The organism is Clostridium lapidicellarium, assembly GCF_041224415.1.
GTDB lineage: Bacteria > Bacillota > Clostridia > Clostridiales > Clostridiaceae > Clostridium_B > Clostridium_B lapidicellarium.
On the sequence record NZ_JBGFFE010000013.1, the window covers coordinates 37,237 to 51,479 of the forward strand.

A 14,243-nucleotide genomic window follows, 5' to 3' on the forward strand; every position below is an offset into this window, starting at 1 on the left:
TGTCGTGAATATATTTATATTATACAATATTTTAAAATATTAATGTATTACCACTTGATATTGTTGTATTTTTCTGGTATATTATAAAAGGTTTGTGTAATACAATAAATAAAATTGTTAGAATTATAGGAAAGATGGTAAGTTTATGGAACAGATAGAACAATTAAGAGAAAAATTGAATTCATTGGTTGTCAAAAATGGATCTCTGTATAATGGAGAGATATTAGAAGTAAGCCAGCAATTGGACAAGCTAATTTATCTCCATTATAGAAAAATTAATGATTCTGAATCAGCAGTTATGTCAATTTGACTTTTATTATTTATTCGATGATTCTGTGGTGACTTTTTATAAAATAATATTGATCATGTATAAAGTTTTAGGAACATTTTACATAGTAATATATATAATAAAATTATAAATTATACTTGATTAAAATAAACTTATATTGTATTATAAGAATGTAAATTTAATTCTTAGTAGAATACTAGGAAATACTATGATAAGAAGAGTAGGTTACTGAGGGCCATAAGAGAGAGTTTCCCGTGGGTGTAAGGAAACTTTGGCATGAGGCAATTGAACTGCATCTTGGAGTACTGGATTGAATTGAATTGAATTGAAGTAGATTTCAGCGGGCACGTCCGTTAAAAGCGTTGAGGTATGATTGTACCAATATGATAAGTTTTGTTGTATGGATTTTGTTTTTAGATTTATACAATTTAAACAGAGTGGAACCGCGGAAGTAACCTTCTGCCTCTGTATTGAGGCAGGAGGTTTTTTGTTTTTCAAAATTCCGGAATTTGAAAAATATTTATAAATATTTAATTTATTAGGAGGAATAATTATGGATTCAGTGTCGTATTTTGATTCTATTGCTGATAAATGGAATGTAATAAGAGAAAATTATTTTGAAAATAGGCTAAAATACGTAGTACTTTCTAAATTTGATATAAAAAATAAAATATGTGCTGATCTTGGGTGTGGAACGGGATTCATTTCACTTGCACTGTCAAAGGATGCAGATTTGGTATTTTCATTGGACAATTCCAGGAATATGTTGAGGCAGCTTCATGATGAATGTCTGGATAAAAAAATAAATAATGTATATCCTATAAAGGGTTCTATAACAGATATTCCCTTATTTGACGAATCCATTGATGTTGTATATATAAACATGGCTCTGCATCATGTGGTGGAGGCAGACAAGGTGATAAAGGAAGCTTACAGAATTTTGAAGAAAAATGGAAGCTTTTTCATATCGGATATGGAGGAGCACAATGGAAAATGGACAAAGATTGAAATACACGATAAATGGCTGGGATTTTCAGATGAACAGATAAACAAATGGATGAAAACTGCAGGGTTTAGTGAAGTAAAGTTTGAGGATACCGGGTTAAAATGTAAAGGATATTCGAGCAAAGGGGAATATACTGAAACGGGAATATTTATAGCAAGTGGAATTAAGAAGGGAGAATAAAATTATGAAAATCGAATCGCTGTTAATACATGGAGGAATAGATGGGGATAAAAGGACGGGAGCAGTCAGTGTACCTATATATCAGACTTCAACCTACAAACAAGATGCAATAGGGAAAAATAGGGGGTATGAATACTCAAGGACGGGAAACCCTACGAGAGATGCAGTGGAAAAGTTGATTGCGGATCTGGAGGAAGGCGAGAGGGGGTTTGCCTTTTCCTCCGGATTGGCAGCTATATCTTCAGCATTGATGCTCTTTCACAGCGGAGATAAAATCATACTTTCCAGTAATGTATATGGAGGGACCTTCAGAGTTATAGACAAGGTGTTTAAAAATTTCAATTTAAATTATGAGCTGGTGGATACAAGCAATTTGAAAAAAGTAAAAGAAAGTATTACTAAGGACGTAAAGGCAATATTCATTGAAACGCCGACAAATCCTCTCATGACTATCACAGATATAAGAAAGATAAGCCAAATAGCCGAGGAAAATAAAATACTCACCATTGTGGACAATACTTTTATGTCACCCTATTTGCAAAAGCCGTTGAAATTGGGTGCCGATATAGTGCTGCACAGTGCGACTAAATATTTAGGAGGACACAGCGATTTGATCGCGGGACTTCTAGTAGTAAATGACAGGGAATTAGGTGAAAAAATACACTTTATTCAGAACTCGGCAGGGGCCATATTGAGTCCCTTCGACAGCTGGCTTTTGATAAGAGGGATAAAGACATTGTCTGTCAGAATGGACAGGCACCTTGAAAATGCCGAATATGTGGCTGAATTCCTGAGAAAAAACGATGCGGTGGATAAAATCTATTATCCGGGTTTCAAGGACCATCCAGGTTATGAAATCCACAGGTCTCAAGCTTCAGGAGGTGGTGCGGTCATTTCATTCGTCTTAAAAGAAGGGCTGGATGTAAATAAATTTTTGAAGAATTTAAAACTTATAACATTGGGGGAAAGTTTAGGCGGCGTAGAGTCACTTATATCCCATCCGGCGACTATGACTCATGCTACAGTACCCTATGAAATAAGACAGGAGATAGGCATAGTGGACAACTTAGTGAGATTGTCTGTAGGACTTGAAAACAAGGATGATATAGTAGAAGATCTAAAAAATGCATTGAAATTCGCAAAATAAGCGGTGATTCTGTGGAGGATTGATGGGAAATGCTGTACTATAATGACATAAAGGAAATGGTGGGAAATACTCCCATGTTAAAATTAAATAATTTCAATGCCAGGGAAAATGTTGGTATATTTGCAAAACTGGAAAATTTTAATCCGGGAGGCAGTATAAAGGATAGAGTAGGGGTGCACATGATAGAAAGTGCAGAAAACAAAGGCATATTGAAAAAGGGATATACTATAGTAGAAGCTACTGCGGGCAACACCGGATTGGGTATTGCGCTGGGAGCGTTGAATAAGGGATACAGAGTTATATTTGTGGTACCCATGAAATTTTCTGTTGAAAAACAGATTCTTATGAAAGCTCTTGGAGCGGAAATAGTGAATACACCTGAAGAAGATGGGATGATCGGTGCTGTAAAAAAAACCGGAGATCTACTTGAGAGTATACCTAATTCCATATCTTTGAGGCAATTTGAAAATGGTGATAACCCCGAGACCCATTATTTAACTACAGGTCCTGAAATATATCTGGACATGGAGGGAAAAATTGATTATCTTGTAGCCGGGGCGGGCAGCGGAGGTACTTTTACAGGAGTTGTAAAATATTTAAAAAACCAGATAAAAAATATGAAATCAGTTCTGGCGGATCCGGAAGGTTCTGTTCTTGGCGGCGGCAGAGAAGATAATTATTCTATTGAGGGAATAGGCAATGATTTTATTCCCGGTACTATGGATATGAGTCTGGTAGACAGAGTGATAAAGGTAAATGATGAAGAAGCTTTTGACATGGTAAGAAAACTTGCCAGGAAAGAGGGCCTTATAGTGGGCTCTTCATCGGGTGCAGCTATGTCTGCGGCATTGAAATTGTCAAGAATTATAGATGGGGGAAATATAGTAGTTATATTTCCTGACAGGGGAGATAGATATTTCAGTAAAAATATTTACAACTAGTTCTTAGAACAAAATTGTAATTTTAGAATATAATGATTAATGACAGTAATCGAAAAAGGAGCAGTATATTTTGAATATATATGTAGTCCGTCCAGGTGATTCCATATGGTCTATATCACGGAGATTTGGCGTTCCCCAGGAAAGGATAATAGCTGTCAATGCTCTGCGCCCTGAGCAAAGCCTGGTGGCGGGGCAATCTCTTGTGATTCCAACTACGGAAAGGGCATATAGAATTGTGCCTGGCGATTCACTCTGGACCATATCTCAAAGGTTCGGAATTTCCGTAAACAGCATAGTTCAGCTGAATGATATATTGAATCCCGAAACTATTTACCCTGGCATGATAATAAGAATACCGGAGAATTCAAAAAATTATGGTGTGATTGAAACTAATGGATTTATACAACCTTCCACTGCTGAAAGAGAAAGAGCCATTGTAAGTGATGTAGGTACGTATTTAACTTATATAACACCATTTAGCCACCATGTGACTGAAAAAGGCGAACTTGTACCTCTAAGGGATGAAACCATAATTGAGATGGGGAGAAATAGCAGAGCTGCACCACTGCTTTCAGTGACAAATATTTCCGGGGCGAATTTTGATACCAATTTGATATCTGGGTTGTTAAACAACGAGAGTATTCAAGATACGTTAATAGACAATATAATCAAAGCAATGGATGAAGGAGAATATTATGGAGCTGTAATAGATTTTGAAAGAATTCCGCCTTCAGATAGGGAAAAATATGATTCGTTTCTTGAGAAGTTGGTGTCAAGGGCCCATCCGCTCGGATATGTAATTGGCACTGCACTGGCACCTAAAACATATGATGTTACCTCGGGTGCATGGCATGGAGCTCATGACTATGCCTCTCATGGAAGGATAGTGGATTTTGTTATAATAATGACCTACGAATGGGGCTGGTCCGGAGGACCACCCATGGCCGTAGCACCACTCAGTGAAGTCAGAAAAGTTATAAATTATGCCGTGAGCGTGATACCATCTAAAAAGATATTGATGGGAATACCCATGTACGGTTATGACTGGACACTTCCATATACTCCGGGTGGTGAATTTGCAGAGAGTATAGGCCATCAGGAAGCTGTAAACAGGGCAAGAAGATATGGTGCGGAGATAAAATTTGATGAGAGGGCACAGTCTCCATACTTCAACTATGTAGATGAAGAGGGCAGGCAGCATGTGGTCTGGTTTGAAGATGCCAGGAGCATACAGGCAAAATACAAATTGGTCAATGAATATGATCTCAGGGGAGTAAGCTATTGGACACTGTCCCAGCCTTTCCCTCAGAACTGGTATATACTAAACAACATGTTTGAGATCACGAAGGTCATACCGGCCGAGTAAGTGATTTTAGGTTCAATGCTCCACCTGAACCTCATTTGACTTTTTGCTGAAATTGGAATATAATTGATAAAATTGATGTAAACATATGATCAAAGAATTGGTAAATCTTGAGGAGGTACCGATGGAAACAAGAGTGGCAATTATTGCAATTATTGCAGAAAGCAGGGAATCTGCAGATCAGATCAATACTCTGCTGCATGAATACGGTTCCTATATTATCGGACGCATGGGACTTCCCTATCGTAAAAGAGGAATCAATATTATTAGTATTGTGGTTGATGCTCCGCAGGACAAAATTAATACTATGGCGGGGAAAATCGGTCGAATTAAGGGAGTTACCGCAAAAACGGTATATTCTAATGTTATGAATTAATAATTAAATCAAACAATATCAGCCTGACGTCAAAATTTTTTTGAGACGAAAGATCGATATAGCTGTTGAATATGAAATAGCCGTATCCGCCAGGATACGGCTATTATTTGTTGATCCAAAATAAATAGAAAAAGGGATGGTATAATTATGGGATTGAACGATACTCCTTCTGCAAACCGTGTACATATCGGATTTTTCGGACGCAGAAACGCAGGCAAGTCCAGCATCGTAAATGCGGTTACAGATCAAGACCTCGCTTTGGTGTCCAATACAAAGGGTACCACTACGGATCCGGTCTATAAGGCAATGGAGCTGCTCCCGCTGGGACCGGTCGTGATAATAGATACTCCAGGTTATGACGATACGGGAAGTCTCGGTAAGCTCCGTGTAAAAAAAGCTAAACAGGTACTCAACAAGACCGATATCGCGGTTTTAGTAACAGATATGACGGAAAGCATGGGAGACTGTGAATATGAGCTGATTGCCCAGTTCAAGCGGAAAGGTATTCCTTACATCGTTGTCCGCAACAAATGTGACTTAGCCGGCAAATTTTCACAGGCTGGATCAAATGAAATATTTACGAGCACTGTTGACAAAACCGGCATATACGAGTTAAAGGAAAAAATTGCTAAAAAAGTTTCCACAGAGGATTCCAAACTGCGCATTGTCGGTGACCTTATCCATCCGAAGGATTTTGTAGTCCTTGTCGTTCCCATTGACAAGTCGGCACCGAAGGGACGTTTGATTCTTCCACAGCAGCAGACCATACGCGATATTCTTGAAGCGGATGCCGCGGCCATAGTCGTAAAGGAAGACGAACTGCGGGCAACACTTGAAGGAATCGGCAGGAAGCCTACCATGGTAATCACGGACAGCCAAGTTTTTGCCAAAGTCTCGGCCAATACCCCACCTGATATTCCGCTGACGTCATTTTCAATCCTGATGGCGAGATACAAGGGGTTTTTGAATACTTCTGTGCGAGGTGTTGCAGCTGTCGAACGGCTGAGGGACGGAGATACGGTGCTTATCGCCGAGGGCTGCACCCACCACAGGCAGTGTGACGATATCGGCACTGTGAAAATACCGAGATGGCTGAAAAATTATACAGGGAAAACTGTCAACATTAAAACCGTTTCCGGAACAGAATATCCCGATGATCTTTCTCCATATTCTCTGATTATTCACTGCGGCGGATGTATGATCACAAAGCGTGAGATGCTCTATCGCATGAAGTGTGCAGAAGATCAGGACATCCCGTTTACTAACTACGGTATAATGATTGCGTATATTCATGGTATATTAAAACGTTGTCTTGGGGTGTTTCCCGATCTGCTTGACGAACTTGAAGATGAAAGTGTATGAACTATTATGGTGAATGACAGAGAAGAGGGGGACGGGCAATGAGGATTCAATTGAATGACGCGAATGACGCATCGGAATTGACCAACTTTTTGAATGATGCCTGTAAAAGGGAACTTTCTGAAATATTGAGGTTTTTTTTGCAGAATGCACAGACGGAAATACTTTCTCTGCTTGCCTGCCGTGCGGAAGAAATCAGGGAAAAATACTATGGACGGAAAATATATTTTCGCGGTCTTATAGAGTTTTCAAGTTTCTGTAAAAACAACTGCTATTACTGTGGTATCCGAAGAGGTAATTTTAATGCGCGCAGATACAGACTTTCAGACGAGGAAATCCTAAACTGCTGTACAATCGGATACAGGCTTGGGTATCGGACTTTTGTACTTCAAAGCGGCGAGGATGTATATTATACCGATGAACGGTTATGCCGTATTGTCTCGGCCATCAAGACCAGTTTTCCTGACAGTGCTGTTACACTTTCACTTGGAGAAAGAAGCCGAGACTCATATAGACGGCTTTTTGACGCCGGTGCGGATCGATATCTTCTGCGGCACGAAACTGCCGACGAAACACATTACAGAAAGCTTCATCCACCTGAACTGAGTCTCGAAAACCGCATGCAGTGTCTGTATAATCTCAAGGAGATAGGCTATCAGGTCGGATCTGGATTTATGGTGGATTCACCTTATCAGACATATGACACACTGGCTGAGGATTTTATATTTCTTCGAGATTTACAGCCTCATATGGTAGGAATAGGCCCGTTTATTCCGCATAAGGACACTAAGTTTGCAAATTATTATAAACCTTCGTCAAGGCGGACAGTGATATTACTCTCGCTTTTAAGGTTTCTGTTACCGAAATCGCTGCTTCCTGCAACGACTGCACTTGGTACCATTGACCCAATCGGCAGGGAGAAAGGCTTCAAGGCAAGTGCCAATGTGGTTATGCCAAACCTTTCCCCGATAGAGCACCGCAGAGATTACTCTCTCTATGACAATAAAATATGTATGGGCGAGGAATCAGCGGAGTGCTTCCACTGTATTGCCGGTCGTATACAGGCCGCCGGCTTTGTCCCCGATTTCTCAAAGGGAGATCATTTTGACTGGCAGATGGAAGCGCCGAACGATGCTTTCCGCCCTACGGCGAATAAATGATTAAGTTGGCTGGATGATAATTTCAGTACAGAAAAAATTATGCAGGAGGTGGAAAAATGATTAAGTTAGCTGTATACGGAAAAGGTGGTATCGGGAAATCGACCACGGTTTCAAATCTGGCAGCTGCGATGGCAGAAAGGGGACTCCGGGTCATGCAGATTGGCTGCGATCCGAAGGCGGATTCAACTGCGATTCTTCACGGTGGCACAAAAATACCCACTATACTGGAGCTCGTGAGAAAATATAACAATGATTTTGCACTGGAGGATATGGTATGTATGGGCTTTGGAGGAGTAATCTGTGTCGAGACAGGTGGACCCTTGCCGGGGCGGGGCTGCGCAGGGCGCGGTATTATTGCCGCACTTGGGAAGCTCACCCAGAAGGGTGCGTATGAAACATATAAACCAGATGTTGTAATGTATGATGTACTTGGAGACGTGGTCTGCGGCGGATTTTCCATGCCCATGCGCAGTGGCTATGCCGACAGTGTGTTTATTATAACGTCCGGGGAAAACATGTCGATTTATGCGGCGGCCAATATTGCTATGGCAGTGGAAGATTTTAAAGGCCGTGGTTATGCTTCTCTCGGCGGGTTGATCTTAAACCGCCGGAATGTAAAAAATGAGGAGGAAAAGGTCAAAGAACTGGCAGCTGATTTCCACACGGAGATCATCGGAACGCTTGACTTGAGCGAGACCGTCCGAGAGGCGGAATTGCTGAAGAAAACAGTTATAGAGGCTTTTCCGGACAGTGAAATGGCTTCTCAATACCGCAGCATCTCCAAGAATATACTTCATATGCATATGAAAGGGAGAAAGAATGTGCTGAAAAAAATCAGTGGAAAGGCAGATATGGGTGGAGAGGAAACCTGTATATGCGATGCAAAATTTCCGTCACCGTTTCCCTCAGGGCTGGAATACAACGCACCGGCCAGAGGACCGTGGAATATTGTACATACGGGGATGCTGATACCGCAGTCGCACCAGGTGTTTGTCTGTGCCGAGGGATGCCTGCGCGGAGTCATTCTCACCGCGGCGGAGATGAATGCCATGGACAGAATATCCTGGGTTTCGGTTTGTGAAAATGGCCTTCTGGACGGTAGTATGGAACAGGATATTGCCGATGGTACAGCCGATATCCTGAATAAAATGGATACTCTCCCGCCGGCTGTGCTTGTGTTTATCAGCTGTATCCATCTTTTTACAGGATGTGATTTCAAGGCAGCTCTAACTGACCTGCGCACGCATTTTCCAGGCGTTGATTTTATTGAGTGCTATATGACGCCTACAATGCGCAAAAGCGGACTGACAATGGATCAAATTATGCGACGCCAGCTGTACAGCGCATTGAGACCGGTGCGGAAAAATAAAAAATATGTCAATATAATCGGAAATGATAGGCCCACCGACGAATCAAGTGAATTTATTTTCTTAATACGCAGTGCGGGATTTAAGATCAGGGACATCACATTTTGTAAAACTTATGAAGACTATTTGAAAATGGCGGAAAGTGCTGTCAATATTACCTATCTTCCCGCTGCGTTTGCTGCTGGTGAGGAACTCCGTAGAAGGTTTGGTCAGGATCATCTGTATTTACCGCTGAGCTATTCGTACAGTGAAATCATGGAAAATTATAGAAAACTTGCAAATGTGCTTGAAATTAAGATGCCGGATTTTTCAGATGCTATGGACAGGGCGGACAGAGCACTTGAAGACGCACGGCGTATTATTGGAAATATGCCTGTTGATATTGACTACACCTCTACACCGCGTCCGCTCGGATTGGCCCGTCTGCTTATGGAGCACGGTTTTGTGGTAAAAAAAGTTTATGCGGACAGTTTCCTTGATGAGGACGAACAGGATTTTATATGGCTGAAAGAAAATGAACCGAAACTTGTGCTGTCCTCGACGGTACACCCGAAAATGCGGTTTGCCGCCCACGGAATTCATGACAGAGAGGTATTGGCAATCGGCCAGAAAGCCGCGTATTTCAATAAGACAGGTCATTTTGTAAATATTGTTGCAGGTGGTGGAATGTACGGCTTTGATGGGATCGTCCGTCTTGCTGAAATGATGACTGATGCATATCTGCATGAAAAGGATACGAAGACAGTTATCCAATATAAAGGATTGGGGTGTGAGAGCTGCTTATGAGACAGACAGCAAGAATTATATCAATTTATACGGCAGACATTTCGGGTGTATGCTCTGCTCTCTTTGAACTAGGCGGCATGACTGTAATTCATGATGCGTCAGGCTGCAATTCCACATATACGACACATGATGAGCCGAGGTGGTACGATTTGGACAGCATGGTTTATATATCCGCATTGACGGAGACGGAAGCTATTCTAGGTGACGATGACAGGCTGATCGGCGACATTGTGAATACGGCAGGTGAACTCTCGCCGAGGTTCATTGCCATATGCGGTTCCCCGGTGGCAATAATGATCGGGACAGATTTTAAGGCAATTGCCAAGGTGGTCGGTGAAAAGACCGGTATTCCGGCCTTCAGCGTGAGTACAAACGGCATGCACTCCTATCTTTCCGGCGTTTCCCGTGCACTGGAGGCTGTCGTAAAACATTTTTGCCGCAGAGATGCTGTCAGGTCGAAAGATCTCTCTGCAAATATCATCGGGGCAACACCACTGGATTTCTCTGTCAACGGCAGCGTGGAATCCATCAAACGGTGGCTCGCCGAAAGTGGATTTCGGATTGTATCCTGTATGGCGATGGGCAGCGATTTGGATCATATCAGCATGGCAGGCAGCGCACATGTCAATCTTGTTGTGTCATACAGCGGTCTTGCGGCTGCAAAAGTGTTGCAAAAACAGTTTGGTACTCCATATGTCGCCGGTGTCCCGTTTGGAATCGGGTTTGCCGACATTCTCGCCCGTGCGCTCAGAAGTGCTGCAAAGAGTGGGAAAAGCAGCATGCCCTGTGCGGATCGGCGAAATGTATCAGGTGGTGAACTGGCAGTTGTCGGAGAAAGTATATCCGCCGGATCGCTTGCACGTGCAGTCGAGGCAGAATCCGGCAGGTCGGTCAGGGTACTCTGCCCGCTGGAAACAACGGGAGAGCTGACGGCAGAAGGTGACATTCTTATTCCGGACGAAGACAGTGCAGCAAGACAGTTTACTCTGGCCGGCGGTGTCATAGCGGATCCGCTTTATAAGCCTATATGTCCGGACGGCGTGCCGTTTTACAGTCTGCCTCATGAGGCGTTTTCCGGAAGGTGCTACCGGAAGCGGATACCGAATTTGATCAATAGAAAACTGAAACTGGAGGGAGCGATATGATAAAGATAGCTGTTTATGGAAAAGGCGGAATAGGGAAATCAACGATTACGAGCAATCTAAGCGCTGCATTTGCTTCTCTTGGGAAAAGGGTAATCCAGATCGGCTGCGATCCTAAAGCAGATTCTACGCTCAACCTGCTTGCCGGGAATCGGGTCATGCCAGTTATGAATTATTTGCGGGAATTCGACCATGAGCCGGATCGTCTAGATGAAGTTACCAAGGAAGGCTTTGGACATGTCTTGTGCATCGAAACCGGCGGACCGACTCCTGGACTCGGATGTGCGGGTCGGGGAATCATTACCACATTCAGCCTTCTAAACGATCTGGATCTTTTTGAAAAATACCGTCCCGATGTTATCCTTTACGACGTACTTGGAGATGTTGTCTGTGGAGGATTTGCCGCACCGATACGGGAAGCGTATGCATCAGAAGTACTGATCGTCACTTCCGGAGAAAAGATGGCACTTTATGCTGCAAACAACATCAATACCGCTGTCCATAATTTTGCTGATCGCAGTTATGCAAAAGTGCGCGGTATCGTATTTAACCGCAGAAATGTGGATCATGAGGAAGAAAAGGTTCGGGAATTTGCCTTAAATGCCGGTTTGCCGATTGTTGCGGATATTCCGAGAAGTGACGACATTATCCGATATGAAGATATGGGGAAAACCGTCGTAGAAGGGGATGCTTCACTGTCTGTAAGCTGCAAATTTTTTGATCTGGCAGAATTGTTGCTTGGGGATGAAGAAAATGATGAATAGGGCCTATTACATAAGTGCTGAAGAACTGGCACACCGCGGGCGTTCCAATATACCGAGTGAGCTGCTCTCGTCTGCACACCTGATTTACAGCTCACCTGCAACACTGGCGTTCAATTCTCCAGGTGCACAGGGCTTCGGTGTCAAACGTGCCGGACTGGCTGTTCCAGGTTCCGTGATGCTGCTTATTTCACCGGGCTGCTGTGGAAGAAACACGGCGGCACTCAGCAAAGAGGGCTACAATGAACGATTTTTTTACATGATGATGGATGAAACTGATATTGTCACAGGCCGGCATCTGGCCAAAATTCCTGATGCTGTCAGGGAGATCTGCGAGGCATGCGATACGGCACCGACAGCCGTTATGATCTGTATTACCTGTGTTGATGCACTGCTTGGAACGGATATGAAACGTGTATGTAAAAAGGCATCAGAGTATGCGGGAGTTCCCGTGATTCCCTGTTATATGTATGCGCTGACGCGGGAAGGGCGTCTGCCGCCCATGGTTGCGGTGCGCCGGTCGATTTATTCCCTGCTGAAACCTGCCTCTAAAAAACCGGATGCAGTGAATATACTCGGATATTTTTCACCGCTGAGAGATGACTGTGAGCTGTATTCCTTACTAAGACAGGCTGGCGTGCGTAAGATCCGCGAAATTTCCCGATGCCTGGATTTTGGTGAATATTTGAAGATGTCGCAGGCAAACTTCAATCTTGTACTGAACCAGGAGGCGAGATATGCCGCTCTGGATATGGAGAAAAAGCTGAAAATTCCGAGCATTGAACTGACGAGGATGTATCAGCTGGACAAAATACGTAATCAGTATCATCTTTTTGGGCAGGCCGTGGGTGTGACTTTTGATGATCAAAAATATTACGATATGGCGTCTGCCTCAGTTGAAAAATTTCACAAAAATCACGGTGATGTCATCTTTGCGGTGGGTGAATGGACAAATGCTGATCCGTTCGAGCTGTCGCTGGCATTGATCCGATATGGATTCGCGGTTTCTGAAATCTACGGAACTGTGGGTGACATGAATTTTTCCTACATCAAAAAAATTGCACGGCTTAGTCCGAAGACTAAAATTTATTCCAATCTCTCCCCGACCATGCTCTGTTACGATGTATGCGATTCGAACGTAAATGCCTTTATCGGCAAAGATGCTGCCTATTATCATCCGGGATGTGTCGGAATCTGCTGGAATGAGGAACTCCAGCCCTTCGGATATGCCGGCGTAACGGGACTTTTTGAAGCGCTGGATACGGCGCTTGGTAAGGAGGGAGATTGAATGACTACTGTGATCAAATATCTGTCGCCGTTTGCACCCGATATATCAGGAGCTGTATCGGTGCTCTTCGAACTGGGAGGTCTTATTGTAATCTGTGATGCGGGTGGATGCACCGGCAATGTGTGCGGCTTTGATGAGCCGCGCTGGTTTCAGAAAAAAAGTGCTATTTTCAGTGCAGGGCTGCGTGATATGGATGCTATACTAGGATGCGACGAACGGTTGATTTCCAAACTGCAGGACGCCGTGTCAAAGACGGATGCAGCGTTTACGGCGATTATCGGAACACCTGTGCCGGCGGTCATAGGAACAGATTTCCGCGCACTTAAGCATATGGCCGAAAAAAGAACCGGGCTTCCGGCTTTAACCGTTGAGACAAGTGGGGCTGGCTTATACGATGAGGGTGAAGAGAATGCTATGCTGGCACTTTTTCAGAATTTTGCCACGGAGGCTTTTCCGGTGAAACGTGGTACTGTAGGTGTGCTGGGGGTGACACCACTTGAATTTTCCAACCTTCGTGCGGGTGACATTATGGCCGCAGCGGTGGAGCACAGCGGTCTTGGCAGGGCTGTTTGCTATGGAATGGGCAGCGGTCTTGACAGTGTACAGCATGCCTCTGCCGCAGAGAAAAACTTGGTTGTCTCTCCTGCCGGCCTTAAAACCGCAGAATATCTGAAAACAACTTTCGGGACACCTTATATCATAGATTGTCCTCTCATTTCAGAAGATCTGAATAGAAAATTAACGGGACTTGCAGGAAAACGGGTGCTTGTGATCCATCAGCAAGTGCTGGCAAACTCGGTGCGCAATAGAATACTTGCTGGTACCGATGCCGACGTGGCAGTTGCATCGTGGTTCATGCTGAAAGACGATCTTAAACAGGAGGGTGACTTCAGACTCACGGATGAGCTTCGGTTCGCTGCTGCTGTTGAAGACGGCGGCTATGACGTGATTATAGGTGACAGTTTTTTGAAACGTGCACTCAGGCACTATCATGGCCAATTTATTGATTTTCCACATTTCGCGGTATCTGGCAGACTGGAAGAATGAACTGTATAAAGGATAGTTTGGTAAAGGAAGG

The 14,243-nt window shown here is 43.5% G+C and carries 12 protein-coding genes and 3 pseudogenes; all 15 read left to right on the top strand.

Annotated features, from left to right (window positions below; genetic code table 11):
* Positions 1–145: 145 nt before the first annotated feature.
* The 15 genes and pseudogenes from AB8S09_RS09835 (at position 146) to AB8S09_RS09905 (ending at position 14,212) form a co-directional block, all read left to right on the top strand.
* On the top strand, positions 146–310 hold the full coding sequence (locus tag AB8S09_RS09835; protein WP_294180759.1) for an aspartyl-phosphate phosphatase Spo0E family protein: 165 nt from the start codon (positions 146–148) through the stop codon (positions 308–310).
* A gap of 532 nt (positions 311–842) precedes the next feature.
* Positions 843–1,475 (top strand): class I SAM-dependent methyltransferase, encoded by a 633-nt coding sequence (locus AB8S09_RS09840; protein WP_294180758.1) that lies wholly within the window; start codon positions 843–845, stop codon positions 1,473–1,475.
* Positions 1,476–1,479: 4 nt separating this feature from the next.
* Positions 1,480–2,622 (top strand): trans-sulfuration enzyme family protein, encoded by a 1,143-nt coding sequence (locus AB8S09_RS09845; protein WP_369869033.1) that lies wholly within the window; start codon positions 1,480–1,482, stop codon positions 2,620–2,622.
* 29 nt (positions 2,623–2,651) lie between these two features.
* Positions 2,652–3,563 carry a PLP-dependent cysteine synthase family protein gene (locus AB8S09_RS09850; protein ID WP_294180753.1) on the top strand — a complete coding sequence of 304 codons (912 nt, stop codon included), beginning with the start codon at positions 2,652–2,654 and terminating at the stop codon, positions 3,561–3,563.
* A 70-nt stretch (positions 3,564–3,633) separates the two neighbouring features.
* Positions 3,634–4,929, top strand: coding sequence for a glycoside hydrolase family 18 protein (locus AB8S09_RS09855; protein ID WP_294180752.1), 1,296 nt, complete (start codon positions 3,634–3,636; stop codon positions 4,927–4,929).
* Between the two features lie 121 nt (positions 4,930–5,050).
* The gene (locus AB8S09_RS09860) at positions 5,051–5,302 is read left to right on the top strand and encodes a TM1266 family iron-only hydrogenase system putative regulator (protein ID WP_294180751.1); all 252 of its coding nucleotides are present in this window, start codon (positions 5,051–5,053) and stop codon (positions 5,300–5,302) included.
* A 147-nt stretch (positions 5,303–5,449) separates the two neighbouring features.
* Complete coding sequence (gene hydF, locus AB8S09_RS09865; RefSeq protein WP_294180749.1) at positions 5,450–6,664, top strand: [FeFe] hydrogenase H-cluster maturation GTPase HydF; 1,215 nt, start codon at positions 5,450–5,452, stop codon at positions 6,662–6,664.
* Between the two features lie 38 nt (positions 6,665–6,702).
* Complete coding sequence (gene hydE / locus AB8S09_RS09870; RefSeq protein ID WP_369869034.1) at positions 6,703–7,821, top strand: [FeFe] hydrogenase H-cluster radical SAM maturase HydE; 1,119 nt, start codon at positions 6,703–6,705, stop codon at positions 7,819–7,821.
* Between the two features lie 56 nt (positions 7,822–7,877).
* Positions 7,878–8,615: pseudogene (locus tag AB8S09_RS09875) on the top strand (nucleotide-binding protein); the annotation flags it as partial.
* 354 nt (positions 8,616–8,969) lie between these two features.
* Positions 8,970–9,974 (top strand): annotated as a pseudogene (locus tag AB8S09_RS09880) (nitrogenase component 1); the annotation flags it as partial.
* Between the two features lie 77 nt (positions 9,975–10,051).
* Positions 10,052–10,678: pseudogene (locus tag AB8S09_RS09885) on the top strand (nitrogenase component 1); the annotation flags it as partial.
* Between the two features lie 75 nt (positions 10,679–10,753).
* Entirely contained in the window at positions 10,754–11,119 is a 366-nt protein-coding gene (locus AB8S09_RS09890) for a hypothetical protein (RefSeq protein ID WP_369869062.1), read from the top strand.
* On the top strand, positions 11,116–11,880 hold the full coding sequence (locus AB8S09_RS09895; RefSeq protein WP_369869035.1) for a nucleotide-binding protein: 765 nt from the start codon (positions 11,116–11,118) through the stop codon (positions 11,878–11,880). The genes AB8S09_RS09890 and AB8S09_RS09895 overlap by 4 nt, the downstream gene beginning before the upstream one ends.
* A complete protein-coding gene (locus AB8S09_RS09900) occupies positions 11,870–13,165 on the top strand; it encodes a nitrogenase component 1 (RefSeq protein ID WP_369869036.1) in 1,296 nt (431 codons plus the stop codon). The genes AB8S09_RS09895 and AB8S09_RS09900 overlap by 11 nt, the downstream gene beginning before the upstream one ends.
* A complete protein-coding gene (locus AB8S09_RS09905; protein WP_369869037.1) occupies positions 13,166–14,212 on the top strand; it encodes a nitrogenase component 1 in 1,047 nt (348 codons plus the stop codon).
* Positions 14,213–14,243: the final 31 nt, after the last annotated feature.

What these genes read in the sequence shown, in the direction of transcription:
- hydF (WP_294180749.1), top strand. Translation starts at nt 5,450, where the DNA reads ATGGGATTGAACGATACTCCTTCTGCAAACCGTGTACATATCGGATTT.
- AB8S09_RS09860 (WP_294180751.1), top strand. Translation starts at nt 5,051, where the DNA reads ATGGAAACAAGAGTGGCAATTATTGCAATTATTGCAGAAAGCAGGGAA.
- AB8S09_RS09835 (WP_294180759.1), top strand. Translation starts at nt 146, where the DNA reads ATGGAACAGATAGAACAATTAAGAGAAAAATTGAATTCATTGGTTGTC.
- AB8S09_RS09840 (WP_294180758.1), top strand. Translation starts at nt 843, where the DNA reads ATGGATTCAGTGTCGTATTTTGATTCTATTGCTGATAAATGGAATGTA.
- AB8S09_RS09850 (WP_294180753.1), top strand. Translation starts at nt 2,652, where the DNA reads ATGCTGTACTATAATGACATAAAGGAAATGGTGGGAAATACTCCCATG.
- hydE (WP_369869034.1), top strand. Translation starts at nt 6,703, where the DNA reads ATGAGGATTCAATTGAATGACGCGAATGACGCATCGGAATTGACCAAC.
- AB8S09_RS09890 (WP_369869062.1), top strand. Translation starts at nt 10,754, where the DNA reads ATGCCCTGTGCGGATCGGCGAAATGTATCAGGTGGTGAACTGGCAGTT.
- AB8S09_RS09845 (WP_369869033.1), top strand. Translation starts at nt 1,480, where the DNA reads ATGAAAATCGAATCGCTGTTAATACATGGAGGAATAGATGGGGATAAA.
- AB8S09_RS09905 (WP_369869037.1), top strand. Translation starts at nt 13,166, where the DNA reads ATGACTACTGTGATCAAATATCTGTCGCCGTTTGCACCCGATATATCA.
- AB8S09_RS09895 (WP_369869035.1), top strand. Translation starts at nt 11,116, where the DNA reads ATGATAAAGATAGCTGTTTATGGAAAAGGCGGAATAGGGAAATCAACG.
- AB8S09_RS09900 (WP_369869036.1), top strand. Translation starts at nt 11,870, where the DNA reads ATGATGAATAGGGCCTATTACATAAGTGCTGAAGAACTGGCACACCGC.